We start from the raw sequence: 25,352 nt of genomic DNA on the forward strand, positions 1-25,352 counted from the left end.
CAAGGTGAGGCTCCACACTCCACAGTTTAGAGTCGGCGTGACATGGTCGGGAGCTAACACAAGGGAGGACGGCGTGCCGGAACAGAGCACTCTATCGGCAGACAGCAGCAGACCCGCACGCCGTGGCAGCGAGGCGCGGCGTGCGCGGCGCAGCGAGCGGGACCGTCAGGCGCCGCCCTACATCTCCCGGCGAATTCCCCTCTATGACCTGCTCGGCGAGGAGGGCTTGGCCGCGCTCGACGATCATGCAGACAGGATCCTTCAGGAGATCGGGATCGAGTTTCACGGCGATGCCGAATGCCTTCGCCTCTGGAAGGAGGCCGGCGCCGATGTCCAGGGCGAGCGGGTCCGGTTCGAGCGCGGCATGGTCCGACGGATCATCCAGGCGACGACGCCCCGGCAGTTCACCCAGCAGGCGCGCAACCCGGCGCGCTCCGTGGAGATCGGCGGCGACAATGTCGTCTTCTCCCCCGCCTATGGCTCGCCCTTTGTGCGCGACCTGGAGGGCGGGCGGCGCTATGGCTCGATCGAGGATTTCCGGAATTTCGTGAAGCTGGCCTATTCGTCGCCCTGGCTGCACCATTCCGGCGGCACGATCTGCGAGCCGGTCGACATCCCGGTCAACAAGCGCCATCTCGACATGGTCTATGCCCATATCCGCTGGTCGGACAAGGCCTTCATGGGCTCGGTCACAGCGCCGGAGCGGGCCGAGGATTCTATTGAGATGTGCCGCCTGTTGTTCGGCGCCGAGTTCGTCGACCGGAACTGCGTCATCCTCGGCAACATCAACGTGAATTCGCCGCTGGTCTATGACGTCACCATGACCGGCGCGCTGCGCGCATATGCGGCGGCGAACCAGGCGGCGGTCGTCGTCCCGTTCATCCTGGGCGGCGCCATGGGGCCGGTGACGACGGCGGGCGCGATCGCGCAGGCCCATGCCGAAGCGATGGTCGGCGTCGCCCTGACTCAGCTCGTCCGCCCTGGCGCGCCGGTGATCTATGGCAATTTCCTGAGCTCGATGTCGCTGCGCTCGGGCGCGCCGACCTTCGGCATGCCGGAGCCGGCGCTCGCCTATCTCGCGGTTGGCCAGCTCGCGCGGCGACTCGGCGTTCCGCTGCGCTGCGGCGGATCGCTGACGGCTTCGAAGGTCGCCGACGCCCAGGCCGCGCAGGAGAGCGCCGACTCGCTGATGCCGGCCCTGCTCTGCGGCGCGAACTTCATCCTGCATGCCGCCGGCTGGCTCGAAGGCGGACTGACCATGGGCTATGAGAAGTTCGTCATCGATGCCGACCATCTCGGCATGATGCATGTGTTCACGCAGGGCCTGACGCTCGACGACAACGCTTTCGCGCTCGACGCCTTCCGGGAGGTCGGGCCGGGCAAGCATTTCCTCGGCTGCGCCCATACCATGGCGAACTACCAGACGGCCTTCTACGACCCGGAGGTCGCCGACAACGATTCCTTCGAGCAATGGCGGGATGCCGGCGAGAAGGACACGCAGGCCCGCGCTCATGCACGCTGGAAGAAGATGCTGTCGGAATATGTTCCGCCGCCGATCGATCCGGCCGTCGACGAGGCGCTGCAGGACTTCATCGCGCGCAAGAAGGAGGCGATTGCCGACGCCTGGCACTAATCCATCAGAGTTAGCCGCCGAGTCGAAGGATCAGGAAATCCCCTTGCATGCCGGTGTCCGGCTGGGGTTCGCTTGTCGTCCGACCGACCGCCTCAACCAAGTGAGACGCCATGACCTCGAAAGACCCCCTCCTCCAGCCCTTCCAGCTCAAGCACCTCACGCTCAAGAACCGGGTGATGAGCACGGCGCACGAGCCGGCTTATTCCGAGGACGGGATGCCGAAGGAAAGGTATCGGCTTTATCACGAGGAGAAGGCGAAGGGCGGCATCGCGCTGACCGTGATCGGCGGCTCGGCCATCGTCGCGCCGGACAGCGCCCCCGCCTTCGGCAATCTGTACGTCTATAAGGACGAGATCGTGCCCTGGTTCCGGGAACTGTCGGACGCGGTCCATGCCCATGGCTGCGCGGTGATGTGCCAGATCACCCATCTCGGCCGCCGCACCAACTGGAACAAGGCCGATTGGCTGCCCGTGATCTCCCCCTCGCCGGTCCGCGAGCCGGCGCACCGGGCCTTTCCGAAGGAGGCCGAGGATTTCGACCTTCGCCGTGTCGTAAAGGCCTATGGCGATGCCGCCCGTCGCTGCCGGGAGGGCGGTCTCGACGGCATCGAGATCGAGGCCTACGGCCATCTGTTCGACGCCTTCTGGTCGCCCGCGACGAACCAGCGGACCGACGCCTATGGCGGAAGCCTGGAGAACCGCCTGCGCTTCGGCCTCGAAGTACTGGAGGAGATCCGCCGACAGGTCGGCCAGGACTATATCGTCGGTGTCCGCCTGGTCGTCGACGAGGATCGGAAGCGGCAAACCGGGGTGGACGCCGCGGAGGGGCTGGAAATCGCCCGGCGTCTCGTCGCAACCGGCTGGGTCGACTTCCTCAACGTCATCAAGGGGCATATCGACACCGACGAGGCGCTCAGCCACGTCATCCCGAGCATGGGCACGCCCGCCGCGCCGCATCTCGCGCTAGCCGGGGATGTCCGCCGCGAGATGGGAGTTCCGGTCTTTCATGCCGCGCGGATCAACGACGTCGCGACCGCGCGCTACGCCGTCTCCGAGGGGCTGCTCGACATGGTGGGCATGACCCGCGCCCATATGGCCGATCCGCATATCGTCGCCAAGATCGAGCGCGGCGAGGAACAGCAGATCCGGCCCTGCGTCGGCGCCAGCTACTGCATCGACCGGATCTATGAGGGCAATGAGGCGCTCTGCGTCCACAACCCGGCGACGGGCCGCGAGGCTACGATGCCGCATGTCATCCGCCGCACGGACGGGCCGACGCAGAAGGTGGTCGTGGTCGGTGCCGGTCCCGCGGGGCTCGAGGCCGCGCGCGTCGCCGCGGCGCGTGGGCATGAGGTCGTGCTGCTCGAAGCGTCGGCGCAGACGGGCGGCCAGGTGCGGCTCGCCGCGGCGCTGTCGCGGCGGAAAGAGATCGTCGGCATCGTCGATTGGCGCACCGAACAGTGCGAGCGCCTGGGCGTTTCGATGCGCTTCAACATCCTGGCCGAGGCGGAGGACGTGCGCGCCGAGAAGCCGGATGTCGCGATCATCGCCACCGGCGGCTTGCCGAACACGTCGTTCCTGCCGGACGGCGAGGATCTCGTCGTCACGACCTGGGACATCCTCAGCGGCGCGGCGAAGCCGGCCGACGACGTCCTTCTGTTCGACGACAACGGCGCGCATCCGGGCATGACCGCGGCCGAAGCGATCGCGCTCGCCGGTGCGCGGCTGGAGATCGCTACGCCGGAGCGGACCCTTGCGCCGGATGTCGGCGGCATGAATTACCCGGCCTATTTCAAGGTGTTCGCCGAATATGGCGTGACGATCACGCTCAACCAGCGCCTGATCGGCGTTCGGCGCGAAGGCAACAAGCTCGCGGCCACGCTCTACAGCGACTATGCCCGCGCGACGCAGGAGCGGCTGGTCGATCAGGTGGTCGTCGAGCACGGAACCTTGCCGTTCGACGACCTTTACTTCGCGCTGAAGCCCGATTCGAGGAATGGGGGCGAGATCGACATCGATGCCCTCACTGCGGGACAGCCGCAGGCAACCGTCAATAACCGGGACGGCGCGTTTCAGCTCTTCCGCATCGGCGATGCGGTGTCCAGCCGCAACATCCACGCTGCGATCTATGACGCGCTGCGGCTTTGCGTCGCGATGTAATGCGGGGGATCAGCCGGCCGTAGCCCGGCGAGGCTCCTCCTCCGCCGGCGGCAGATCGTCCCCAGTGTCGGTGCGCGGGTCGAGCTGACTGCCTACCGCGATGGCGTCGAGCGGAACGAACGGTCCCTGCTCCTCGGCCGGAAGGGCCGGACGCTGACGCATCCGATGCCGCGCAAAGGCGGCCAGGGCGGCCCCGGTCACCATCAGGAACAGGAACAGGCTCGAGGGGCCGAGCTGCCCCATTACGGCCGCGGCGAGAAGGGGTCCGCAGGTCGCGCCGATGGCCCAGGCGAGCAGCATCCCGGCGCTCGCCGCGACCGTCTGGTCACGATCCACATAGTCGAAGGCGTGAGCGACGCTGATCGGGTAGAGCGTCGCCATGAAGCCGCCGAACAGACCGGTCAAGGCGAACATCATCCCGAACGTTCCGACGTCCATCACCGCCACGAGATATTGGGCGAAGCAGACCACAGCCGTAGCCGTCAATACCCAGACGAGCACGGTCCGCCGGTCGAACCGGTCGGACAGACGGCCGATCGGCCACTGCAGGAGCAGGCCGCCAAAGACGGACGCACCCATGAATAGCGAGACGGAGAAGATCGACAGGCCGATCGCCTGTCCGAAGATCGCCCCCATCCCGTAGAAGGCGCCACTGAGCAGCCCGGCGCCGAAGGTGCCGGCGACGCCCAGAGGCGAGATCTCGTAGAGCTGACGGAACGACAGCGCCCGGATATGCCCAAGGTCCGGCGCATCGACCCGGGTCAGCACCACCGGCACGAGCGACAGGCTAAACATCAGCGCGGCGAGACAGAACAGCTCGACGCCGGTTACCTGCCAGCCATTCACCAGAAGCTGGCCGACACCGGACGAGAAATAAGCGGTGACCATGTAGAAGGACAGAATCTGGCCTCGCGTCTCGTTGCTGCTGCGGACGTTCAGCCAGCTTTCGATCGACGCGAACAGGCCCGCCAGGCAGAACCCGCTGACGCCCCTCAGGATCGCCCAAGGCAGGACGTCGAACCAGAGCGCGTGCAGCAACGTCGCCGCCGAGGCGACGGCGGCGAAGGCCGCGAAGGCGCGGATATGGCCGACGCGCCCGATGATCCGCTGGCCGAAGATGCAGCCGCCGACCAAGCCCGCGTAATAGGACGACATGACGAGGCCCGACACCTCCGGGGGCAGTCCTTCGATGCCCATCCGGATCGGCAGCGTGATGCCCATCAGGCCATTGGCGAGGATAAGAATGCCGGCGCCCAGCAGGAGCGAGGCGACGGAACGGAGCGCTTCGATCAAGGCGGCAGGCCCCCCGCGAAAGAGTCCGCCCCCTTGTGCCTGACCCGAGCACCGGAGGCAAGCGCGCCGACGCTGTCGATCGGGCGATACGTCACTCCGCCGATCCACAGATCCCTTGCAATGCCGCCCAATCCTCCGGCGTCATGGCCGGCCCTCCGGCCGGCGAGCCGCGTGCCGTGGCGATTTGACGCAGCGCCGCCGCGGGGTGCGTCGAGAGATAGGCGAAGACCTGGGGCAGTTCCTCCTCCTCTCGCGCCAGACGCGCGAAGAAGTCGGCCAGCCCGTCAGTCCGGATGTTTGCCGCGGCCAGCAGTTCAACGGCGCGGGCATCCGCTTCCGCCTCGAAGTCACGGCTATAGGCGAGCATCGTCAGGACCGGCGCCACATTGGCGAGGCTCGAGCCGCCGGACAAGAGCTCGAAGATCAAGCCCGCCCCCAGGTTCCGGACCATTGACCGCATGCCATGGCGTTCGACGGTGTGGCCGACCTCATGCGCCAGCACGCCTGCGACCTCCTCGGCGGATCCGGCCGTTTCGATCAATCCGCTCAAAAGCAGGATATGTCCACCGGGCGCGGCAAAGGCGTTGATCTCCGCTCGATCGACGACCGTCACGGTGACTGGGTGTGGAGGCGTGAGGCTCTCCGTCAGCCGCGCCGCCAATCGGTCGAGCGCTTCGGTCCCCGCAGGCTCGTTGCAAACCTTGCCCGTCGCCAGCAGCTCCTCGACGAGTCGGCGGCCGAGCCGGTCCTCCCAACTCCGCGGCACCAGCCCTGCGGTGAGGTCCGCGACCGGTGGCCAGAGGAACCACAGGGCGGCCGCGACGGCGGCGAAGCCTGCCGTCGCCAGTCCGAAGCGACGAACCGCCTGCCGGGAGAGGCGGGACCGCGAGGCGAGCTGCGGCGCAAGCGTCAACAGCTCGGTCAGCCGCGAGCCGTCTAGCGGAGCATCGTCCGCCAGAACTTCGCTGAGGACGAGGCGGGCCTCGTCGGCCTCGCCGCGAGCCAGCCGCAACACCTGTCCGGCACGAATCCGCTTGGCGCTAATCCGCTCGGTGGCGCGGAGCTCGGCATAAGGCCAGGTTGCCAGCGGCAGGCCGTCGGCATCGGCGATCTCCAGCGCCGAGGTGCCGAACGCGACGGTCACGGCATGGCGTTCGGCGGCCCTCCCGTCAAGGAAATAGCCCGTCCAGGGCGTCCCGTTCAAACGCCCACCGCGTCCATGCCGAAATAGCTGGCAAGTCCTTCGCCGGTCTTCGGACCCTGCTCGGCCTGTGAAATCTTCTTGAAATCCACAGCGCCCTCCACGGCCAGATTCTGGCACCAGAAGTCGAGTGTCCGCCGGACGACCACCGGATAGAGGAGCCCCAGGCTGACGACCAGCAGGAGGAGATTGCTGATCTGCAGCCAGGCGACCTGCAATCCGGTCACCGGCATCGCGAAGCGCAAGCCGGCAACGCTCAGCCGGCTGGCATAGTAGCGATAGGAGCGCGCGGCGAACCAGAACATCGACAGGAAGAGCGTCGGGAGCGCCAGGGCCCAGGCGATCAGAAAGGGCTTGAAGAGATCCTTGCCCTGACCGTCGAACGCGAAAGGCTGGCTCCCGAACGACAGGTTGTTCATCTCATAGCTCTTCAGCCGAACATTGACGAACGGCGTGTAGAGGCCGAGGGTCAGCACCGTGAGCAGGAGGCCGCGCATCGCCAGGCCGAGATAGACCCAAGCCGAGCCCGCCTGCTGGAAGCGGATGCCGCGCCACAGCGTGCGACTCATGCGATAGCGTTGGGCGGCGTAGGTCCCCAGATAGATCAGCGACATGATGATCGTGAACCGGAGAAGTTCACTGGCCCAATAGAACTCCGGAAGAAACTGGAAAAAAAGGAAGTCCAACACGCCGAGCCCGATGAAGATTGGGATCAAGGCCAGCATCGCCTTCAGGAAACCGAGGAACAGTTCCTTGCCCGTACCAACATATTCGAACGGCTCGTCCAGAAACCGCAGATGGGACCAGATGAAGCGCCGGATGCGCGTCGTCGCCCAAAACCGGTAGATGCCGAGCGTCACGAAGGTGAGGACGAGGTTCTTCAGATAGATCCAGAACAGATCCAGGCTTCGCCCGTCATAGCGCACGCGGCGCCCCGGCTCTTTCGGGCCGGGTGCTTTCGCGGCAATGTGATCGGCACCCAGCGGCGGCGTCATCGCCGCGGAAAAGGTCGCATCGGTCATATCGGCTTCCCCTGTTCAGCCTACCCGGCGAATACGACCGTAGCTTGTTGCGGCAGTTTCTAATTATTCCTTTTCAGAGACGCTTTAGGCTTCGTTAACGGCCCGGGACCAGGCACCCAGAGAACGATATGAGCCGCCGGATCAGCGGCCCGAATCGCTCGAAGGCGTCGCCGGGCCGCGTCGACCAGCCGATATGCGGCAAGTCGAGGCCGGACGGCAGCCCGTCCTCCAACACCAGCCCACCCAGGCACTCCTAGACACCGGACCCGGACATTCGAACCGGACGTCACAAACCCCGGCGCTGGATCGTCATGAGGCTGAAGGGCGGATTTGCCCATGACGGAGGAGAAAGCTATGAGCGAAGCTAGCGCCGTCAGATACGACCAGGAGATCCCGGATGTCCTCCAGGCACTCGCCGCCGTGCACACCAAGGTGGATGCGCATGGCCTGGATCGGACCATCCATCATCTCGTCCAGCTCCGCGCGTCTCAGATCAACCGGTGCGCCTTCTGCATCAAGATGCATGTGAAGGAAGCCCGACAGGACGGCGAGCCAACGAACGGCTGGACCGGGTGATCATCTGGGACCATGTCAACGACTTCAGCGAGCGCGAAAAGGCGGCGCTGGCATGGACCGAAGCGCTGACTCTGCTGGACCCGAAAGCCGATCTCGGAGCACTCCGCGCCCGGCTGAGGGCGCATTTCTCCGATGAGGAGATCGGCGCCCTGACCGCCACCGTGACCATGATCAACCTGTGGAACCGCATCCAGGTGTCGAGGCACTGACATGCCGGACCGCGACGACGCCCTCGTCTTCGAGGAAACCCGTCCCAGGCTCCTGGGCCTGGCTTATCGCATCCTCGGCTCGCGGGCCGACACCGAGGATGCCGTCCAGGACACCTTCCTCAAGTGGCGGAAGGCCGACAGGGACAAGATCGAGACGCCGGCGGCATGGCTGACGACCATCTGCACCCGCCGGTGCCTTGACCTGCTCCGGTCCGCTCACAAGTCACGGGTGGACTATGTCGGCGCCTGGTTGCCCGAGCCGATCCACACGCCGATCGACGATGGGACCGAGAACACCCTGTCACTGGCGTCGTCGCTGACCACCGCATTCCTGCTGATGCTCGAGCGGCTCACGCCGAAGGAGTGGGCCGCCTACCTGCTGCACGATATCTTCGACGTCTCATACGCCGAGGTCGCGGAAACGCTCGATATCCGGGAGAGCACCTGCCGGTAGCTGGTGTCCAGGGCACGCGCCAATATCGAGCAGGCGAAGGTCAGGCATACCACTCCGGTCGAAAGGCAGGAGCAGCTTCTAGCGGCCTTCGGAGCGGCCGTCACCGACGGCTCCACGGGACCGCTCGCCGCCCTCCTCTCGGACGACATCCAACTCGCCGCCGACGGCGGCGGCAAGGTGCCGACGGTTCCCCGCGTGCTGCACGGCGAGGCGGAAGTCATCGGCTTCATCGCGGAAAGCCTTCGCGAATATTGGGCCGACTATCAATGGATCACGTTGGACATCAATGGCGGCCGAGGCATCGTCCTGCGGAAGGATGGCGTGACCACGGCGGCCGTCTCCTTCGCCTATGACGAAGCCGGCCGAACGACGAACATCTACATCATGCGCAATCCCGACAAGCTTTCGCGCGTGGGAGAGACCGCGATCCATTGGGCGAGCGACGCGGCTCCCGGCCTGAACCGCAAACTCCGCATTCTGTTGCCGTCTTCGCGCTGGCACCGGCCCCGCTTAGTTGAACAAAGTGGAGTACGATCCGATGGGGTTGAGCCAAGCTGATCGGATCGTACTCCAAGGTCGGGAGGATCGGCACTGGAAGAGGTGCCCGAGGCGGCTCCGTTACTCGACCTCGTCGGCGGTAAACTGGGCCGTGGTTCCGTCAAGCTCATCGGCCTCGATCACCCCGGGATCCGACAAGGTTCCGACGACGATCATCACGAGCAGGATACCGACCGAGACGATCCCGGCGGCGATGACGTCCCGGCCGGTCAGTTCGGGTGCGGGCTCAATCTTCCTCATCGGACAGCTCCTTCGAAGAGATGCAACAACCGTTGATGGAAGCAACTATCTCGCAAAAGAGGCCGAAGCGATGTGACCCCAATCACAGTCCGGGTCACAATCCGAAGTGATTTCACCACGCCATGATGAAGGGTTCGTAAGCGCCGCTAGCTCACCACCATCGCCGCCAGCGTCTCGACGCGGTCGGCCTCCTCTGGCGGCTTGTCCCAGCGGATGCGGTGGACGCGCGGAAACCGCATGGCCAAGCCGGACTTGTGACGGGTCGAGGGATGGACGCTGTCGAAGGCGACCTCCAGCACAAGGCCAGGCCGGACCTGCCGCACCGGCCCAAACCGGTCGATGGTGTTATCGCGGACCCACTTGTCGAGGCGCAGCAGCTCCGCGTCGGTGAAGCCGAAATAGGCCTTGCCGACGGGCACCAGCTCGGCCGCCCCGTCGGTCGGATCACCGCGCCAGGCACCGAAGGTGTAGTCGGAGTAGTAGGAGGACCGTTTGCCATGGCCGCGCTGGGCATACATTACCACGACGTCGAGCGTCAGCGCGCCGCGTTTCCATTTGAACCAGGGCCCCTTCGGGCGGCCGGAGACATAGGGGCTGTCGCAGCGCTTCAGCATCAGCCCTTCGATCCCCGCCATGCGCGCTCCGTCGCGCAGGGCCGTGAGCTCATCCCAGCTCGCGAAGGGGACCAGCGGCGACAGGTCCATGCGGTCCTTCATTCTCGAACGCGGCGCCGTCGCAGCATGCCACGCCTCGAGCCGCCGCCGCCGCTCCATAAAGGGCAGCGGCCGCAGATCCTCCCCTCCTTCGAACAGGATGTCATAGAGCCGCAGGAAGGCCGGATAATCGGCCAGCATCTTCGCGGTCACGACCTTACGGTTCAGCCGCTGCTGCAGGTCGTTGAATGGCGCGACCACACCGTCGCGGCAGACCAGCAGCTCGCCATCCAGCACCGCGTCGAAATCGAGCGCACCCACAAGGTCGGGAAACGCACCACCGACATCATCTCCCGTGCGGGAGAACAGGCGGCTTTCCCCCTGCCCCAGGCTGCCCCCCAGGCCACCATCGGCCCGCGCGACGATCTGGACACGGATGCCGTCCCACTTCCATTCGGCGGCGTAATCAGCCGGGTCGAGGCCCGCCAGTTCCGCCGCCTCGATCGGATTGGCCAGCATCAGCGGCCGGAACATCGCGAGGCTGTCGACGCTCGGCCGCGGCGCCCGCCCTTCCAGCCAGGCGAACAGCGCCTCATAGGGCGGGGTCAGGCCATGCCAGACCTCCTCGACCGCGCCCACGTCCACCGTCTGCCCGTTTCCGGCGCCGAACTGGGCCAGCGCGGTCTTGGCCAGACGGGCGGAGACGCCGACGCGGAGGCCGCCAGTGATCAGCTTCAAGAGCGCCCAGCGGCCGTTCGCATCAAGCGCATCGAGCCAGCGCTCGACCAAGGCCGGGACCTCGGTCTTCTTGGCGGCGGACAGCCCCTCCACGACCTCGGTCAGCTCCGGCTCGCGATTGGCGCCCGGCCGCTGCGGCCAGATCAGCGCGACCGTCTCGGCCAGATCGCCGACGAAGTCGTAGGACCATTCGAACAGCGCCGCGTCGACCCGCGTCGCGACCAGCGCCCGAATCATCGCCGGCTTGGCGGCGTCGAAGGCCAGCCCGCCGGTGAGCGCTGCCAGCGCATAGCCACGATCCGGATCCGGTGTCGCGGCGAAATGGGCCTCGATCAACCGCAGCTTGCCGAGCCGACCGGGCGTGAAGGCGAGCCGGTCGAGCAGCATGGCGAAGGCTTTCACTGACCCTCCTCATCCCGACCGACCAGGGCCAGTGCGCGAGCCCGGTAGCCGCGGCCGGCGGCATGATGGATCAGAGCCTCCTCGCGACCGTGCGTTACCCAAACCTCCGGCGCACCGACATCGTCGAGCGTCTGCGTCAGCTCGTCCCAATCGGCATGGTCGGAGATCACCAATGGCAGTTCGACGCCGCGCTGCCGGGCGCGGGCGCGCACCCGCATCCAGCCGCTCGCCATCGCGGTGAGAGGGTCCGGCAGCCGCCGCGCCCAGCGGTCGGCGATCGCCGACGGCGGCGCCAGTACGATCTGCCCCGCCATCTCCGCCTTCGTCGCGACCGTCACCGGCCGAAGATCGCCGAGCGCCACGCCTTCCGCCTCATAGAGGTCGCACAAGGCCGTCAGCGCGCCGTGAACATAGATCGGCGCGTCGTAGCCGGCCGCGCGCAGCAGCGTGATCACCCGCTGGCATTTGCCGAGCGCATAGACGCCGACGACATGCCCCCGCTCGGGAAAGAGCCGGAGTGAGTCGAGGAGCTTGCCGATCTCCTCGCCGTCTGGCGGATGGCGGAACACTGGCAGGCCGAAGGTCGCCTCCGTGACGAAGACGTCGCAGGGCACTGGCTCGAATGCGGCGCAGGTGGCGTCGAGCCGGCGCTTGTAGTCGCCGGAGACGACGATGCGACTGCCGCGATACTCCAGCACCGCCTGCGCGCTGCCGAGGATGTGGCCCGCTGGCGCGAGGTGGACCGTGACGTCGCCGACCCGCAAGGGCTCACCATAGGCAAGCGGCTGTGTCGCAGCGGCCATTTCCGGCCCGTAGCGCGCCGCCATGATCGCCAGCGTGCCGGGGGTTGCCAGCACGCGGCCATGGCCCGGCCGCGCATGGTCGGCATGGCCGTGCGTGACCACCGCCCGATCGACCGCGCGAGTCGGATCGACATAGAAGCCGCCGGGCTCGCAAAAGAGTCCCCGGGGCGTTACCTTCACCCAATCCTCGGGTCTTTTTTGCGGAGCGGGTGTGGGAACGGACATGGCGTCGGAGCTTGCTTTCCCGGATTTCGTCTTGGACCGGCGCCTGGCGGCGGACACGGTGGAGCTCGCACGCTGGCCGCTGTCGCTGGTGCTGTTGATGAACGAGCGTCGCTGGCCGTGGCTGATCCTCGTGCCGCGCCGACCGGAGCTGCGCGATGTGGACGACCTTCCGCCGGCCGAGCGGACGGTCCTGATCGAGGAGACGGCACGCGTCAGCCGCGTCCTGAAAGATACGATGCGACCGGCGAAAATCAATGTCGCCGCCCTAGGCAATGTGGTGCCGCAACTGCATGTCCATGTCATCGCCCGATTCACCGACGATCCGGCTTGGCCTAGGCCTGTCTGGGGCACGCCCCCGGAGCTTTATGAAGCCGAGGCGCTGCGGAAACGCTCGGCGTTTTTCCGGCAGGCGCTGAACGACGGCTAAGCCTCGTTTTTCTTCTTTTCTCGCGCCACCCACGCTCTACAATTCCGGCTCTCTCATCCTCACAGGGGAGGTTCAGTTGGCCACCATCGATCAAGACCCAGGCGCTCGCGTGGACGAGATCGCCGGTGGGATTTACCGGATCTCCATGCCACTTCCTCCCAGCGCCGTTCCCGGCGGTTTCACTCTGAACCAGTATCTCATCGTCGACGATGAGCCGATGCTGATCCATACGGGGCCGCGGCGGCTGTTTCCGCTGCTACGCAGCGCCGTCGCGCATGTCATGCCGGTAGACGGCTTGCGGCACGTCGCCTTTTCACACTTCGAGGCGGACGAGTGCGGTGCGCTTAATGAGCTCCTCGCGGTCGCACCGAACGCGACGCCGCTCTGCGGCCGCGTCGCGGCGATGGTATCGGTAGAGGACTATGCCGACCGGCCGCCTCGCGCGTTGAGCGACGGTGAGACGGTGTCGTTGGGATCGCATTCGGTCCGCTGGTACGACACGCCGCATCTGCCGCATGCCTGGGAATGCGGGTTCCTGATGGAAACCAGCACCGACACGCTGCTCTGCGGCGATCTTTTCACCCAGGGCGGCCTCGGCGATCCGCCGCTAACCGAGGCGGATATCCTGGAGCCGAGCGAAGCGTTCCGCATGGGAATGGATTACTTCTCCCACACGAGGCACGCCCGCGCGATGCTCGACCGCCTCGCCGAAGCGAAGCCGACAACGCTGGCCTGCATGCATGGCAGCGCTTGGCGCGGCGATGGCGCGGCACTGCTGCGCGCGCTCGCCGATCGGCTCGACCCGCAATGAGGCCACTTCTGCGTCCCGGCGACCGGCATGTCTTCTCCTACCAAGTGCCGCGGGAGAAGACGGTGCCGTTCCTCTATGGCGAGTCGCCGGACTTTCGGGCCATGCCGGAGGTGTTCGCGACCGGCTTCATGGTCGGCCTGCTGGAGTGGGCCTGCCTCGATCATCTGCGCGTCTGCGTCGAGCCCGGCGAGGGCAGCCTCGGCATCGCGATCGACGTGACCCATGCGGCGCCGACCGTGCCCGGCATGACGGTGACGGTCACGGCCGTGATCGAGGCGATCGACGGGCGCCGCGTTACCTGGCGGGTGGAGGCGCGGGACGAGGTCGACCTGATCAGCGAGGGCCGCCACCAGCGCATGATCGTGACCTGGGACCGGTTCGCGAAGAAGCTCGACGGGAAGCGCGCCGCCTGGGCGGTGCGGCCGCCAAGAGAAAAACAAGATTCGTAGAAGCCAATCGGAGAATTGGTTTCCGAACGACGCGGAACGAACATGGGTTGCCACCTTTATTCACAGCCGCTAGCATAATTGTAATCGAATCGCGCTCGAAACGGTTGTGGCCGCCAGAGTTCCCGATTTGGAAACAATAAAGACAAAAATAAAAGATGAGCCGCCAAAGGCGGCCACGATTGGGGAGCCGGCGCAACTGGAACTGTCCAATGCCGGACGCTAGGGAGGAAAAAATGAAAGAATCTCGAACCGCGATCAAAACCGTTCGGGCCGCGCAGGCATTCTCGCGTCGCGGCTTGCTGAAGGGCGCGGCCGTCGCGGGCGGCACCGCGGCCGTTCTCGGCGTCGCCGGCGAGGTCGGTGCGCCTTATATCGGCACCGCCAAAGCTCAGACGACGACCTGGAAGATCCAGACCTCGTGGCCCGGCGGGGTCGGACTACAGATCTTCGAGGATTGGTGCAACGGCATCGTCGAGAAGACGGGCGGCGAACTCGCCTTCGAACCTTATGGCGCCCAGGCCGTGGTCGGCGACTTCCAGCTGTTCGACGCTGTGAAGAACGGCGTGCTCCAGGCGATGAACCCGTTCACCATCTACTGGGCGGGTCGCATGCCGGCCTCGGTCTTCCTCACCTCCTACCCGCTGGGCCCGCGCAACCCGCATGAGTGGGATGTCTTCTATTACAGCCTGGGCGGCCTCGAGATCACCCGCGAGCTGTTCGCGAACGAGGGGATGTACTATGTCGGCCCGATCCATCACGGCGCCAACATCATCCACTCCAAGGTGCCGATCAACTCGATCGAGGACTTCCGCGGGCGCAAGATGCGGCTGCCCGGCGGCATGGTCGCCGAGGTCTTCCAGGCGGCAGGCGCCAAGACGACGCTGCTTCCGGGCTCGGAGATCTTCCCGGCCCTCGAGAAGGGCACCATCGACGTTGCCGACTATACCGGCCCGGCGGTCAACTGGGCGCTCGGCTTCGCCGAGGTCACCAACTTCATCTCGACCGGCCCGGCGGGCTTCATGTCGATCTACCAGCCGGTCGACCTGATGGACCTGACGGTCGGCATGGACGCCTGGAACGCCCTGTCGCCCGAAATGAAGCAGTTCGTCGAGATGGAAGTCCATGTCTACTCCGACATGCATCATGCCCTCATCCAGGCAGCGGATCTGGAGGCATGGAAGAAGTTCGAGGAGGCGGGCACCATCATCACCCGCCTGTCGCAGGCGGATGTCGACAAGTTCACCGAACTCGCTGTGCCGCGCTGGTATGCCTGGGCGAACAAGGACAAGAGCGCAGCCCGGATCTTCAAGATCCAGCTCGACTACATGATGTCCGGCAGCCTCGGCTACGTGACGCCGGATATGATCAAGGGGCAGACACTCAACCTGTAGCGCACCATAGCCGAACACAGAGCGCAGGAAGCCGGGGGCGCCGTGACGGCGCCCCCGGTGCGCGAGTCGTGCGACGGCTTGCAAATTTCGGAAGCGAGTCTCGATGCCTGACCTGAATTTTGTCCTGCCACATTGGCTGTACTGGTTGGTTCTTCTTCTAGTTCCGCTCATCGCCATGGTGGTCGTGCGGCGGAGCAGCCGGGACCGCACCCGTTCCGCCCTGTCGCTCCCCTTCGCCTATCTGCTCTGGCTTTCCGGCGGCTTCGTCGGCCTGCACCGCTTCTACGTGAAGAACTGGCTCGGTGCAGTCTACATTCCTCTCTTTCTCGCCATTCTGTACGGCAATGTCCATATGCGCGACGCCCGCCTCGTCATCTCCGAGGCGCGCACCGCCGTGACGGTTGCCGATTTTCAGGTGGAGCACTTTCAGGCGGCTGTCGACGCCGGTGACGAGGGGGCGAGCGAGAGGCTAGCCGCCGCCGAACAGGCGCTTGTCGCTGCAAACGAACAACTCGCGACGGCAACCGACAGCATCTCGTGGTGGCGGACGGCCACCGGCGGCGTTGCCGCCGCCATCGCGCTCCTACTGCTCATCGATGCCGTTCTGTTGCCGGGCCTCGTGCGCCGCCGGGCCGCGCTGGAAGGTCCGGCGCCTGAATTCAGCACAGCCCCGACCGCGGAGGTGCCGCAGGCCGGCACCAGGGAGGATCCCGCCCGTCTTGTGCGGACGCGCGTGACCGACGTGATCGATGCGATCAGCGGATGGACGGGCGAGTTCGTCGCCTATTGGTCGATCATCGCCGTGTTCGCCTACTACTACGAGGTGGTCGCCCGGTACGTCTTCAACTCGCCGACGAACTGGGTCCATGAGAGCATGTTCCTCATGTTCGGCATGCAGTACCTGATCTCCGGCGCCTATGCCTATCGGGAGGATGCGCATGTCCGTGTCGACGTGCTCTACCTCTACCTGTCGGAGCGCGGGAAGGTCATCACCGACATCATCACGTCGATTTTCTTCTTTATCTTCAGCGGTTCGCTGCTCGTCACCGGCTGGATCTTCATGATGGATTCCGTGAACGTGTGGGAAGTGTCCTTCACGGAGTGGGCGATCCAGTACTGGCCGGTGAAGATAGCGATCCCGCTCGGGGCTTTTCTGATCCTGCTGCAGGGCCTGTCCAAGCTGATCAAGGACATCACCCTGCTGAGACGAATGGGGGCGTAGAGAATGGGTCTGGAGGTCGGGATCGGGTGGCTCACCATCATCATGTTCGGATCGCTGGTGGTCCTGCTGATGGCGGGGCTGCCGCTGGCATTCGTCACTGGCGGGCTGGCCTGCGTGTTCCTCTTTCTCTTCGGCGACGCGCAGATGTTGAACATCCTGCCGTCCCGCATCTTTCCGTTCATGACGAACTATCAGCTCTCCGCCATTCCGATGTTCATCTTCATGGCGTCGATGCTGGAACGGGCCGGACTGATCGAGGACCTGTTCGATATTATCTATAAAATTCTCGGCGGTCTTCGCGGCGGGCTCGCTTCGGCGGCGATCATCGCTGCAACCATCCTCGCGGCCATGGTCGGGGTGATCGGCGCCACCGAGGTCACGATGGGCATGATCGCTTTGCCGGCCATGCTGAAGCGCAAGTACGACCCTGAGCTTGCCTGCGGCTCGATCCTTGCCGGCGGCACCCTCGGCATCCTGATCCCGCCATCGATCCTGGCGATCCTCTTTGCCGTCATCGCGCAGCAATCCGTCGGCGCGCTGTTCATGGGCTCCTTCCTCCCGGGCTTCCTTTTGTCCGGCCTGTACATCCTTTATGTCACGGCGCGGAGCTACCTGAACCCGGCCATGGGGCCGGCCCTGCCGCCGGAAGAGCGGATCAGCCTGCGCGAGAAGGTCCGGCTTGTCTCCGGCATGGTCCCCGCAATCATCCTGGTCGTACTGGTGCTGGGCGTGATCTTCACCGGCATCGCCACCCCCGTCGAGGCGGCGGGAATCGGCACCTTCGGCGCGATCGTGGTGGCGGCGCTGCACCGGCGCCTATCCTGGCAATCGCTTCGCGAGGCGGCGATCACGACCCTCAAGGCCACGTCGATGGTGCTCTGGATCGTCTTCGGGGCGAGCGTCTTCGTCGGCCTTTATATCGTCGAAGGCGGCCGCGAGTTCGTCACCGACATGCTCGTCGGAACCGGATTGGGATCCTATGGCGTCCTGGTGATCATGATGATCATCCTGGTCGTGCTGGGCATGTTCCTGGACTGGGTCGGCATTCTCCTGCTGGCCGTTCCCATCTTCGTGCCGATCATGATGAGCCTCGAATGGAATGGCCTCTTCGGCTTTCCGGGCATCGCCCCGGAGGATGTGCCGCTGTGGTTCGGCGTGGTCTACATGGTGAACATGCAGATGTCGTTCCTGAGCCCGCCCTTCGGCTATGCACTGTTCTATCTCAAGAGCGTCGCGCCGCCGGAGGTCACGATGGCCATGATCTTCCGGAGTGCGATCCCCTTCCTGTTCATCCAGGTGTTCGCGCTCGCCCTCTGCATCATCTTCCCCGAGATCATCCTGTGGCTGCCGAGGTTGGTCTACGGTTGAGCCAACGCTCCATTGCAGGACGGGCGAGCCGTTATCGGCGCGCAGGAAGAATCGAGAGACGCGACGACAAGTGCACGCGCGAGAAGCCTGTTCATATCCACGAGTTGCCGACCCACGGCTTGCACGGCAATCAGGGGGAGCTCCGTGCATGCAAGCACTACCGTCCTCGATTGGAGCGTTTCGAGGAGCGTGCTGAAGCGGGTGGCGACCAACCCGTCAGTGGGGCCGAGGCGCTTGATGTCGAGGATCAGCCGATGGACCGCATCGCTGTCACGTGGCCTTTCAATCGATACCAGTGCCCCCAGGCGCCGATAGGGTGACCACCGCCCGAGTTCCATGACCGGACGAGCTCCGAGCAGAGCCACCTGCCGCAGCCCTTGCGCCCGAACATAGTCGCTGAGAACATCGGAAAGCGACACGAGCCGAGCCGGCAACCGGAGCGAGCCTATCCGCGCCTCGAAGTAATGCAGCGTGTTGCAGGCAATCGCGATCAGGTCGACTTGGCAGGCAAGGGTCCGAAGCGCCGTCTCCAGTTGTGACCAGACCTCCTCCTCGTGCGTTTCGAGATGCATCGACAGCCCCAGCCGCGGTTCGGAGAGGATGATGACATAGGGCGCATCGAGGTCGCCCGAAAAGGCCGTCCCGAGAAGCTCCCTGTTTTCTTCCAGGAGCTTGGACCACAAGTCGACACCCGCCTCCGGACCTGAGCCGGAGATGATGCCGATCCGAAGGCGGCATTCGGACGTCACGGAGTGTGCGCCGGAACACGCCCGTATCGCTGCTTGGCGATATGGACCGCCCAGGGAAAGAGGAAATGGAACAGCGGCGGGGGGCGGTGCATGGTGAGCCGCCACAGCCCCGGCATGTTGTTCAGGCGCGATGCGCTCCGTTCCGTCAGGTTGTTTACCCGCCCGACGATCGCGGTTCGCGCGTCATCGATCCGTTCGGCCCAAAGGGGCGGAAGCGAGCCGGACCGGACGAATTGCCCGGACAGGCGGCGCAGCCAGGCGCGGTAATCGGCCAGGGACCGCTCGGTCAGGAACGCCTCGGACTCAGCCCGATTCCAGAGCACGACGGAGGCAGCGCGCTTGACCTGCCCGAAAAACTCGCGCGGGACGCCCGCTTCCTCGGCGATCCGCCGGCTCAGCGGTTGACTGTACTGGCTGGACACGTCCCACGGCTTCATCTCGTCGGCGTGGGTAATGGCGTGGATCTGCCGGTACTCCCGCGCGCCCCAGAACGGGACCGGACAGTTCAGAAAGCCCACCCATAGGCGGTATTCGGTGAGCGACAGGCCACTCGGGTCGGCCCGAACGATATCCGGCCCCAGCCCCTTGTCCGGCTTGGACCAGATCTTGCCACCATGGAAGCCCGTGAAGACGACGCGGCCCCGCAGGAGATCCTCCGCACCGCTGAAGTGCATCTCCTCACCATAGGCATTCGCTGCGAGGAAGGGCACTTCCGGAAGCGCACGCGCCCGCCACGCATCCCGATCCAGGATGGTGCAATCGAGCCCTAGATGCGCGGCGATCCGGTCGCCGCAATCATTGAATCCGCCTCTTGCCGTCCGGAAGGAGAAGACCTCCCGGTTGCCCGCTTCCTTGGCAAGGGCTGTCACTGCCGGCGAGTCATAACCCGTGGAAACGGTGCCGATAGTTCGGTACGGGAACCGGCGAGCGAGGCTTCTTGCATTCTCCACGAGCTCCGCCGTCACTGAGACCAGGAACGTGCGGTAAGGCTCGAAACCGGAGAAATCGCGATCGGGCCACGGCTTCCGTCGGACTTCGAGGGAAGCGCCATCCCAGACCAGATTGTCGAAGTAGCAGAGTTCGAGATCGCCCTGCAATATCCGGACCCGGCGTTGGAACGCATCGAGGCCTGCGACGACTGTCCGAAAATCTGAATAATAGCCTGGATAGCAAGGATCGAGCTCGATCCCCAAGGTCGCAATGAGACACAGAAGAGAGTTCGAAACGTAGACCGCGTCCTCCTGGCGCGAGACCTGCAGGCGGTCGATCGTCGAACCGGATCCGACGAACGTGACCGTCCCCGCGCGACGACGCCCGCCGCTTCCAGCCACGATGTCGGTGCGGTCGAAGCCGCCATCCTCATAGGGGCCGGCCCACGCCGCCTCACAGAACCATTCATCCGCGACCTCGACGCGCTGACCGTGCCATATGACGATCTCGCTCGAATCGCGCCGGCACATTGCCAACCATGCCAGCGGCGGCCAATCGGCGATCGGTTCAAACCGGAAGCGCACGCTCACGCCCTCGCGGAGTCAGCTGATTGCGATCTTCGACGTCGAACGGCAACGGCGTCCGCCCGGAGATACCCCGGAAACCAATGTGCGATCCGCTGATAGGCTCGACTTTCCACCACCGAGTACCATTAAAGCCCACCCTCTCGTTTCACAGTATAGCTTTCCAGTATACATCGCCACAGCGAAATTTGACGCCAGTCGAAAGAAGGCCTGAAGAAATGCTGTTCGAATTACTTTATCTTGGCTGTGCGGTCTCTTCGGCCTGTCACAGCGCTGGAATCACCCGGCGTAGCACCCGCGCCGCGCCTTCGGCGGTCGCGGCGAGGAAGGCGGCGAAGTCGAGATGGCTGTCGGCGCCGGCGAGGTCGCTGAGCGAGCGGAAGATCACGCAGGGGGCACCATAGCGCTCTGCAACCTGAGCGACGGCGCCGCCTTCCATCTCCACGGCCTGGGCGGCGAAGCTCTCGAACAGGCGCCGGCGCGTCGCCTCGCAATTGATGAACTGGTCGCCGGTCAGCACCGTACCGAAGCGGAGCCGCGGCACCCGCGGCGCGCCGCCTGTCGCCGCGGCCGAGAGCGACGGCAGAGTAAAGCCGTCGAGCGCGCCGGCAACCGCCGCGCGCAGGCCTGCATTCATCTCGTAACCCAGCCTGTCCCGCCACTCGCCCAAGGGCGGCACGCCGGGGCGGTAGGGCTTCAGGCGGCCCTCGACCATGGCGCCGTAATCATGCTGGATCAGACGCTCAGCGATCACCACGTCGCCGATGCCGAGGTCCGGGTCGAGCCCGCCGGCGACGCCGGACAGCAGCAGGCCGCGGCAGTCGAAGCGCTCGAGCAGCAGCGTGGCGACCAGCGCCCCACCGACCTTGCCAATCCCGCCCTCGACCAGCACCACCGGGCAACCGTCGAGGTGGCCCTGGCGGAACTGATACCCGGCGCGCTCGGTCGTCGCGTCAATATCGAGCGCGGCATCAAGATGCTCGAGTTCCTCGGGCAGCGCGCAGATCACACCGAGCGGCTTCATATCCTTCGGCACCAGCCCCTCCCTATCCCTGTCGCCCAGCATCGTAAGGTGCGCCGCGGACGGGCGAAAGGTCGGAGAACACATCGGCGAAGCGCCGCGAGGTTATGCCCGTCACCTCCCTGAAGGGCTGCGGATCGGCGGTGTTGTCCCGCATCATAACCGTGAGCGCCGCGGTCGTGACCGGCTCGCGGCCCCACCGATCGCCCAGCCGCCCGATCAGTCGCACCAATGGCAGGGGCAGATGCACCAGTCGGGCTGGTGGGGAGCCGAGGCGCCGCCGGAACTCCGCCAGCAGGATTGCCAGACTCACCGGTTCCTGGCCGACGGCATCGATCACCTGTCGCCGCCCGACGCCGTTTTCGACGACGCGACGAACCGCCTCGGCCAGATCCGCCATATGGATCGGCTGAAATGTCTGCTCGCCCGTGCCGACCACCGGCAGGAACCAAGGCACGGTCGCGAACGTGCGAAACTGGGAGGCGCAGCCGGCGGGCCCTGCCTCGGTGTAGACGACCGACGGCCGCAGAATCGTCCAGTCGAGCCCAAGGCTTTGGAGGTAGTCGTCGGCCGCCAGCTTGCTGTGCGCATAGTCGCTATCCGCGCCGGAGCCGACGCCCAGGGCCGAGAGCTGGACGACGCGCTCGACACCGGCCACGAGGCAGGCGGTGAACAGCGCCTTCGGCGCCGCCCGATGGATTGCCGCTATGGACTCAGCGTCCCGGGCATGCAAGATCCCGGCACAGTTGATGACCGCATCGACTCCCCTGACGCGGGGCAGCCACAGTTCCGGATCGACGGCGCGCGTGAAGTCGCAGGCGACGACCATTTGCGCCGGAAACATCCGGCGGGCGCGCTCGAGATCGCGCACGCAGCAGACGATCCGGTGCCCGGCGGTAGAGAGCGCCGCGACGAGATGACGGCCGATGAACCCGGATGCGCCGGTGATCAGGATCCGCATGATCGCTTCTCCTCCGAGAACGCCGCTGCCGAAAACGAGCTAAGCGCGATTCGCGATATGAGTGTAGAGAGATCTTCGCCCGCCTCCCTCCCGCCCGGCTTCCTCGACTGGTTCGCGAGCCGGGGCTGGGCACCGCATGCGCATCAGCAGGAGATGCTGGCGGCGGACGCCGCCGGGCAATCGTCGCTCCTGATCGCGCCGACCGGCGGCGGCAAGACGCTGGCCGGGTTCCTGCCAACGCTCGTCGATCTTGCGGAGAACCCGCGCGCGGGGCTGCACACGCTCTATATCTCGCCGCTGAAGGCGCTGGCGGTGGACATCCACCGCAACCTCGAGCAGCCGATCGCCGAGATGGGCTTGGCCGTGACGAGCGAGACGCGCACCGGCGACACGCCGCAGGCGAAGCGGCAGCGGCAACGGCGCCGGCCGCCCCATATCCTGATGACCACGCCCGAATCGCTGGCCCTACTCCTCTCCTATCCGGATGCGCCGGAGCTGTTTCGCGGCCTGAACCGGATCGTCGTCGACGAGCTGCATGCGCTGGCTGGGACGAAGCGCGGCGACCTGCTGGCGCTCGGCCTCGCCCGGCTGCAGCGGCTGGCGCCGGACTGCCGGCGCGCGGGACTGTCGGCGACCGTCGCCGACGAGGCGACGCTGATCGCGTGGCTGTCGCCGACCGGTCGCGCCGAAAACGCGCCCGTGCGGCTGGTGCGCGGCCGGGCCGGCGCAACGGCGGAGGTTGCGATCCTGGCCACGGCGGAGCGGCTACCCTGGTCCGGGCATATGGCCATCCATGCGATGGCCGAGCTCTATGCGGCGATCCGCGACGCCGGAACGACGCTGGTCTTCGTCAACACCCGGGCGCAGGCCGAGCTCGTGTTCCAGGCGCTGTGGCGCCTCAACGACGACAACCTGCCGATCGCGCTGCATCATGGCAGCCTCGCGGCCGAGCAGCGCCGCAAGGTCGAGGCCGCGATGGCGCGCGGCATCCTGCGCGCGGTGGTGGCCACCTCCTCGCTCGACCTCGGGGTCGATTGGGCCGCGGTCGATCTGGTGGCGCAGGTCGGCGCGCCGAAGGGCGCGAGCCGGCTGATCCAGCGGATCGGCCGCGCCAACCATCGGCTGGATGAGCCGAGCCGAGCATTGCTGGTGCCGGCCAACCGGTTCGAGGTCCTGGAATGCCGCGCCGCGCTGGAGGCGATCCGCGATAATGCGCTCGACGGCGCGCCGTCACGCGCCGGCGGGCTCGACGTGCTCGCCCAGCATATCCTGGGCATGGCCTGCTCTGCGCCCTTCGCCGCCGAAGACCTGTTCGCCGAGGTGCGATCGGCTGCGCCCTATGCCGACCTCGCGCGCAACGACTTCGACGACACGCTCGCCTTCGTCGCGACCGGCGGGTATGCGCTTCGCACCTACGACCGCTGGCGCCGGCTGGAGCGCGACGAGGCGGGATGCTACCGGGTCGCCGGCCCCGCGTTCGTCCGACGCTACCGCATGAATGTCGGCACCATCGTCGAGGCGCCGATGCTGCGCGTCCGGCTGCGGCGCGGCCGCACGCTCGGCGAGATCGAGGAATATTTTGTCCAGGGCCTAGTGCCCGGCGACAGCTTCATCTTCGCCGGCCAGCTCCTGCGCTTCGAGGGCGTCCGTGAGACCACCGTGGAGGTCAGTCGCGGAACCGGGACGCTGCCGAAGGTGCCGGCCTATGCCGGCGGACGGCTGCCGCTGACGACGCAACTCGCCGATCGGGTCCGCGCAATGTTGGCCGATCCCGACCGCTGGCGCGATCTGCCCGAGGCGGTGCGAGAGTGGCTCCGGCTGCAGCGCCGCCGCTCCGTCCTGCCGCAGCGCGACGGCCTGCTCGTCGAGAGCTTTCCCCGCGGCGGCAAGGAGTATCTGGTCGCCTATTGCTTCGAGGGCCGCAACGCGCACCAGACCCTCGGCATGCTGCTGACGCGGCGGATGGAACGCGCCGGCCTGGGGCCGCTGGGCTTCGTCGCCAGCGATTACGTGCTCGCCGTCTGGAGCCTGCGGCCGGCGCGCGATATCGACGCGCTGTTCGACGAGGACATGCTGGGCGACGATCTCGAGGCCTGGATGGAGGAGTCGAGCATGCTAAAGCGGACGTTCCGCAACGTCGCGGTGATCGCCGGGCTGATCGAGCGGCGCCATCCCGGGCAGGAGAAGACCGGCCGCCAGGTCACCTTCAACTCCGATTTGATCTATGACGTGCTGCGCCGCCATGAGCCCGACCACATCCTGCTCCGGGCGACCCGGGCGGAGGCCGCTGGAGGCCTCACCGACGTCGCCCGGCTGGGCGCGATGCTGGCGCGCGCCAAAGGGCGCATCACCCATCGGCGGCTGCCGCGCGTGTCGCCGCTCGCCCTGCCGGTGCTGCTCGAGATCGGCAAGGAATCGGTTTATGGCGCGGCCCTCGACGATCTGCTAGACGAGGCGGCCGAAGCCCTGATCGAAGAGGCGATGCGCGACGAGTCGGCGCCGCAGCTTCCCCGGCGCCGCAGCTTCAATTGTGATGCCGCTTCTGAATGAAGATGCCCCAACCGCTATCCCCATCCACCCTGAGCCTCAACGGCGCCGAGCTGCTCGCCGACCTCTCCGGCGCGCTGGTCTGGCCGGCGCAGCGCACGCTCGTCGTCGCCGACCTGCATCTGGAGAAGGGGTCGGCCCTCGCCCGCTCCGGCAGCCTGCTGCCGCCCTACGATACGCGCGCGACGCTCGCGACCCTGACGGACCTGCTCGCGCGGCATTGCCCCGAGCGGGTGATCTGCCTCGGCGACAGCTTTCATGATCCGCAGGCCGCCGACCGCCTCGCGCCGCGGGATCGCGCCACGCTGCGCCGCCTGACCGGGAGTCGCGACTGGGTGTGGATCTGCGGCAATCACGATCCGGCGCCGCCGGCGGAACTCGGCGGCCGCTTCGCCGAAGAGGAGAAGATCGGTCCGCTGCTGTTCCGGCATCAAGCCGCACCTGATTCTGTCACCGGCGAGGTGTCCGGGCACTTCCATCCGAAGATCAGCCTGTCGGTGCGCGGCAAGCGCGTCGGCGGACGCTGCTTCGTCGGGAACGCGCGACGCCTGATCCTGCCGGCCTTCGGCGCCTATGCCGGCGGCCTCGACGTGCGCGACCCGGCAATCGCCTGCCTGTTCGCCGACGGGTTCTCGGTGCATCTGCTCGGCCGCGCCAAGCTGCATAGCTTTCGGGTTCGCTAGACGGCAGACCGAGCCCGCGTGGGGCCGCTCTCAACCGGTGTCA

Annotated in this window: 24 protein-coding genes; 14 read left to right on the forward strand and 10 right to left on the reverse strand. The window is 66.2% G+C overall.

What is annotated here, in order from left to right:
• Positions 1-73 precede the first annotated feature (73 nt).
• A complete protein-coding gene (locus DT069_RS19285) occupies positions 74-1,633 on the forward strand; it encodes a trimethylamine methyltransferase family protein (RefSeq protein WP_119461964.1) in 1,560 nt (519 codons plus the stop codon).
• Between the two features lie 110 nt (positions 1,634-1,743).
• Complete coding sequence (locus DT069_RS19290; RefSeq protein WP_119461965.1) at positions 1,744-3,792, forward strand: oxidoreductase; 2,049 nt, start codon at positions 1,744-1,746, stop codon at positions 3,790-3,792.
• 9 nt (positions 3,793-3,801) lie between these two features.
• Here the strand turns inward: DT069_RS19290 and DT069_RS19295 are convergent, their stop codons facing one another.
• The 3 genes from DT069_RS19295 to DT069_RS19305 form a co-directional block, all read right to left on the reverse strand.
• Positions 3,802-5,085: an MFS transporter gene (locus DT069_RS19295; RefSeq protein ID WP_119461966.1), complete on the reverse strand. Its 1,284-nt coding sequence runs from the start codon at positions 5,083-5,085 to the stop codon at positions 3,802-3,804.
• 91 nt (positions 5,086-5,176) lie between these two features.
• The gene (locus DT069_RS19300; RefSeq protein WP_162913296.1) at positions 5,177-6,289 is read right to left on the reverse strand and encodes a M48 family metallopeptidase; all 1,113 of its coding nucleotides are present in this window, start codon (positions 6,287-6,289) and stop codon (positions 5,177-5,179) included.
• Positions 6,286-7,308, reverse strand: coding sequence for a YjgN family protein (locus DT069_RS19305; RefSeq protein ID WP_119461968.1), 1,023 nt, complete (start codon positions 7,306-7,308; stop codon positions 6,286-6,288). Before DT069_RS19305 ends, DT069_RS19300 begins: the two co-directional genes overlap by 4 nt.
• A gap of 354 nt (positions 7,309-7,662) precedes the next feature.
• Here DT069_RS19305 and DT069_RS25050 point away from each other — a divergent pair, with 354 nt between their 5' ends.
• From DT069_RS25050 to DT069_RS25065, 4 genes are read left to right on the forward strand one after another with little or no spacing between them, the layout of a single operon-like run.
• Positions 7,663-7,884 carry a carboxymuconolactone decarboxylase family protein gene (locus tag DT069_RS25050; protein WP_425450382.1) on the forward strand — a complete coding sequence of 74 codons (222 nt, stop codon included), beginning with the start codon at positions 7,663-7,665 and terminating at the stop codon, positions 7,882-7,884.
• Complete coding sequence (locus tag DT069_RS25055) at positions 7,881-8,093, forward strand: carboxymuconolactone decarboxylase family protein (RefSeq protein WP_425450383.1); 213 nt, start codon at positions 7,881-7,883, stop codon at positions 8,091-8,093. The genes DT069_RS25050 and DT069_RS25055 overlap by 4 nt, the downstream gene beginning before the upstream one ends.
• A 1-nt stretch (position 8,094) precedes the next feature.
• A complete protein-coding gene (locus DT069_RS25060; RefSeq protein ID WP_425450384.1) occupies positions 8,095-8,547 on the forward strand; it encodes a sigma-70 family RNA polymerase sigma factor in 453 nt (150 codons plus the stop codon).
• A gap of 3 nt (positions 8,548-8,550) precedes the next feature.
• A complete protein-coding gene (locus DT069_RS25065) occupies positions 8,551-9,105 on the forward strand; it encodes a sigma-70 family RNA polymerase sigma factor family protein (protein ID WP_425450385.1) in 555 nt (184 codons plus the stop codon).
• Between the two features lie 60 nt (positions 9,106-9,165).
• Here the strand turns inward: DT069_RS25065 and DT069_RS19320 are convergent, their stop codons facing one another.
• The 3 genes from DT069_RS19320 to DT069_RS19330 form a co-directional block, all read right to left on the reverse strand.
• Positions 9,166-9,345 carry a hypothetical protein gene (locus tag DT069_RS19320; protein ID WP_119461969.1) on the reverse strand — a complete coding sequence of 60 codons (180 nt, stop codon included), beginning with the start codon at positions 9,343-9,345 and terminating at the stop codon, positions 9,166-9,168.
• Between the two features lie 146 nt (positions 9,346-9,491).
• A complete protein-coding gene (locus tag DT069_RS19325) occupies positions 9,492-11,138 on the reverse strand; it encodes a cisplatin damage response ATP-dependent DNA ligase (RefSeq protein WP_119461970.1) in 1,647 nt (548 codons plus the stop codon).
• Positions 11,135-12,121 carry a ligase-associated DNA damage response exonuclease gene (locus tag DT069_RS19330; RefSeq protein ID WP_425450386.1) on the reverse strand — a complete coding sequence of 329 codons (987 nt, stop codon included), beginning with the start codon at positions 12,119-12,121 and terminating at the stop codon, positions 11,135-11,137. The genes DT069_RS19325 and DT069_RS19330 overlap by 4 nt, the downstream gene beginning before the upstream one ends.
• A gap of 43 nt (positions 12,122-12,164) precedes the next feature.
• Here DT069_RS19330 and DT069_RS19335 point away from each other — a divergent pair, with 43 nt between their 5' ends.
• The 6 genes from DT069_RS19335 (at position 12,165) to DT069_RS19360 (ending at position 17,834) form a co-directional block, all read left to right on the forward strand.
• The gene (locus DT069_RS19335) at positions 12,165-12,593 is read left to right on the forward strand and encodes an HIT domain-containing protein (protein WP_119461972.1); all 429 of its coding nucleotides are present in this window, start codon (positions 12,165-12,167) and stop codon (positions 12,591-12,593) included.
• A 76-nt stretch (positions 12,594-12,669) separates the two neighbouring features.
• Positions 12,670-13,404, forward strand: coding sequence for an oxygen-binding di-iron domain-containing protein (locus DT069_RS19340; RefSeq protein WP_119461973.1), 735 nt, complete (start codon positions 12,670-12,672; stop codon positions 13,402-13,404).
• Positions 13,401-13,853, forward strand: a complete 453-nt coding sequence (locus tag DT069_RS19345; RefSeq protein ID WP_119461974.1) for a thioesterase family protein — start codon at positions 13,401-13,403, stop codon at positions 13,851-13,853. Before DT069_RS19340 ends, DT069_RS19345 begins: the two co-directional genes overlap by 4 nt.
• 233 nt (positions 13,854-14,086) lie before the next feature.
• Complete coding sequence (gene dctP, locus DT069_RS19350; protein WP_425450387.1) at positions 14,087-15,244, forward strand: TRAP transporter substrate-binding protein DctP; 1,158 nt, start codon at positions 14,087-14,089, stop codon at positions 15,242-15,244.
• A gap of 103 nt (positions 15,245-15,347) precedes the next feature.
• Positions 15,348-16,466, forward strand: coding sequence for a TRAP transporter small permease subunit (locus DT069_RS19355; protein ID WP_119461976.1), 1,119 nt, complete (start codon positions 15,348-15,350; stop codon positions 16,464-16,466).
• 3 nt (positions 16,467-16,469) lie between these two features.
• Positions 16,470-17,834 carry a TRAP transporter large permease gene (locus DT069_RS19360; protein WP_119461977.1) on the forward strand — a complete coding sequence of 455 codons (1,365 nt, stop codon included), beginning with the start codon at positions 16,470-16,472 and terminating at the stop codon, positions 17,832-17,834.
• Here DT069_RS19360 and DT069_RS19365 read toward each other — a convergent pair.
• From DT069_RS19365 to DT069_RS19380, 4 genes are all read right to left on the reverse strand, one after another.
• Positions 17,825-18,583: an aspartate/glutamate racemase family protein gene (locus DT069_RS19365; RefSeq protein ID WP_425450388.1), complete on the reverse strand. Its 759-nt coding sequence runs from the start codon at positions 18,581-18,583 to the stop codon at positions 17,825-17,827. The two genes, DT069_RS19360 and DT069_RS19365, sit on opposite strands and share 10 nt — an antisense overlap.
• On the reverse strand, positions 18,580-20,103 hold the full coding sequence (locus DT069_RS19370) for a hypothetical protein (RefSeq protein ID WP_119461978.1): 1,524 nt from the start codon (positions 20,101-20,103) through the stop codon (positions 18,580-18,582). The genes DT069_RS19365 and DT069_RS19370 overlap by 4 nt, the downstream gene beginning before the upstream one ends.
• A gap of 259 nt (positions 20,104-20,362) precedes the next feature.
• The gene (locus DT069_RS19375; RefSeq protein WP_425450389.1) at positions 20,363-21,133 is read right to left on the reverse strand and encodes a 5'-methylthioadenosine/adenosylhomocysteine nucleosidase; all 771 of its coding nucleotides are present in this window, start codon (positions 21,131-21,133) and stop codon (positions 20,363-20,365) included.
• 10 nt (positions 21,134-21,143) lie between these two features.
• Positions 21,144-22,079, reverse strand: a complete 936-nt coding sequence (locus tag DT069_RS19380; RefSeq protein WP_119461979.1) for a complex I NDUFA9 subunit family protein — start codon at positions 22,077-22,079, stop codon at positions 21,144-21,146.
• 57 nt (positions 22,080-22,136) lie between these two features.
• On the opposite strand from DT069_RS19380, the gene DT069_RS19385 reads away from it, so the two are divergent.
• The gene (locus DT069_RS19385) at positions 22,137-24,629 is read left to right on the forward strand and encodes a ligase-associated DNA damage response DEXH box helicase (RefSeq protein ID WP_119462086.1); all 2,493 of its coding nucleotides are present in this window, start codon (positions 22,137-22,139) and stop codon (positions 24,627-24,629) included.
• Entirely contained in the window at positions 24,626-25,309 is a 684-nt protein-coding gene (pdeM, locus tag DT069_RS19390) for a ligase-associated DNA damage response endonuclease PdeM (RefSeq protein WP_425450390.1), read from the forward strand. Before DT069_RS19385 ends, pdeM begins: the two co-directional genes overlap by 4 nt.
• The last annotated feature ends 43 nt before the right edge of the window (positions 25,310-25,352 follow it).

Origin of the sequence: Virgifigura deserti (assembly GCA_003576685.1) — a bacterium.
GTDB classification, from domain to species: domain Bacteria; phylum Pseudomonadota; class Alphaproteobacteria; order Dongiales; family Dongiaceae; genus Virgifigura; species Virgifigura deserti.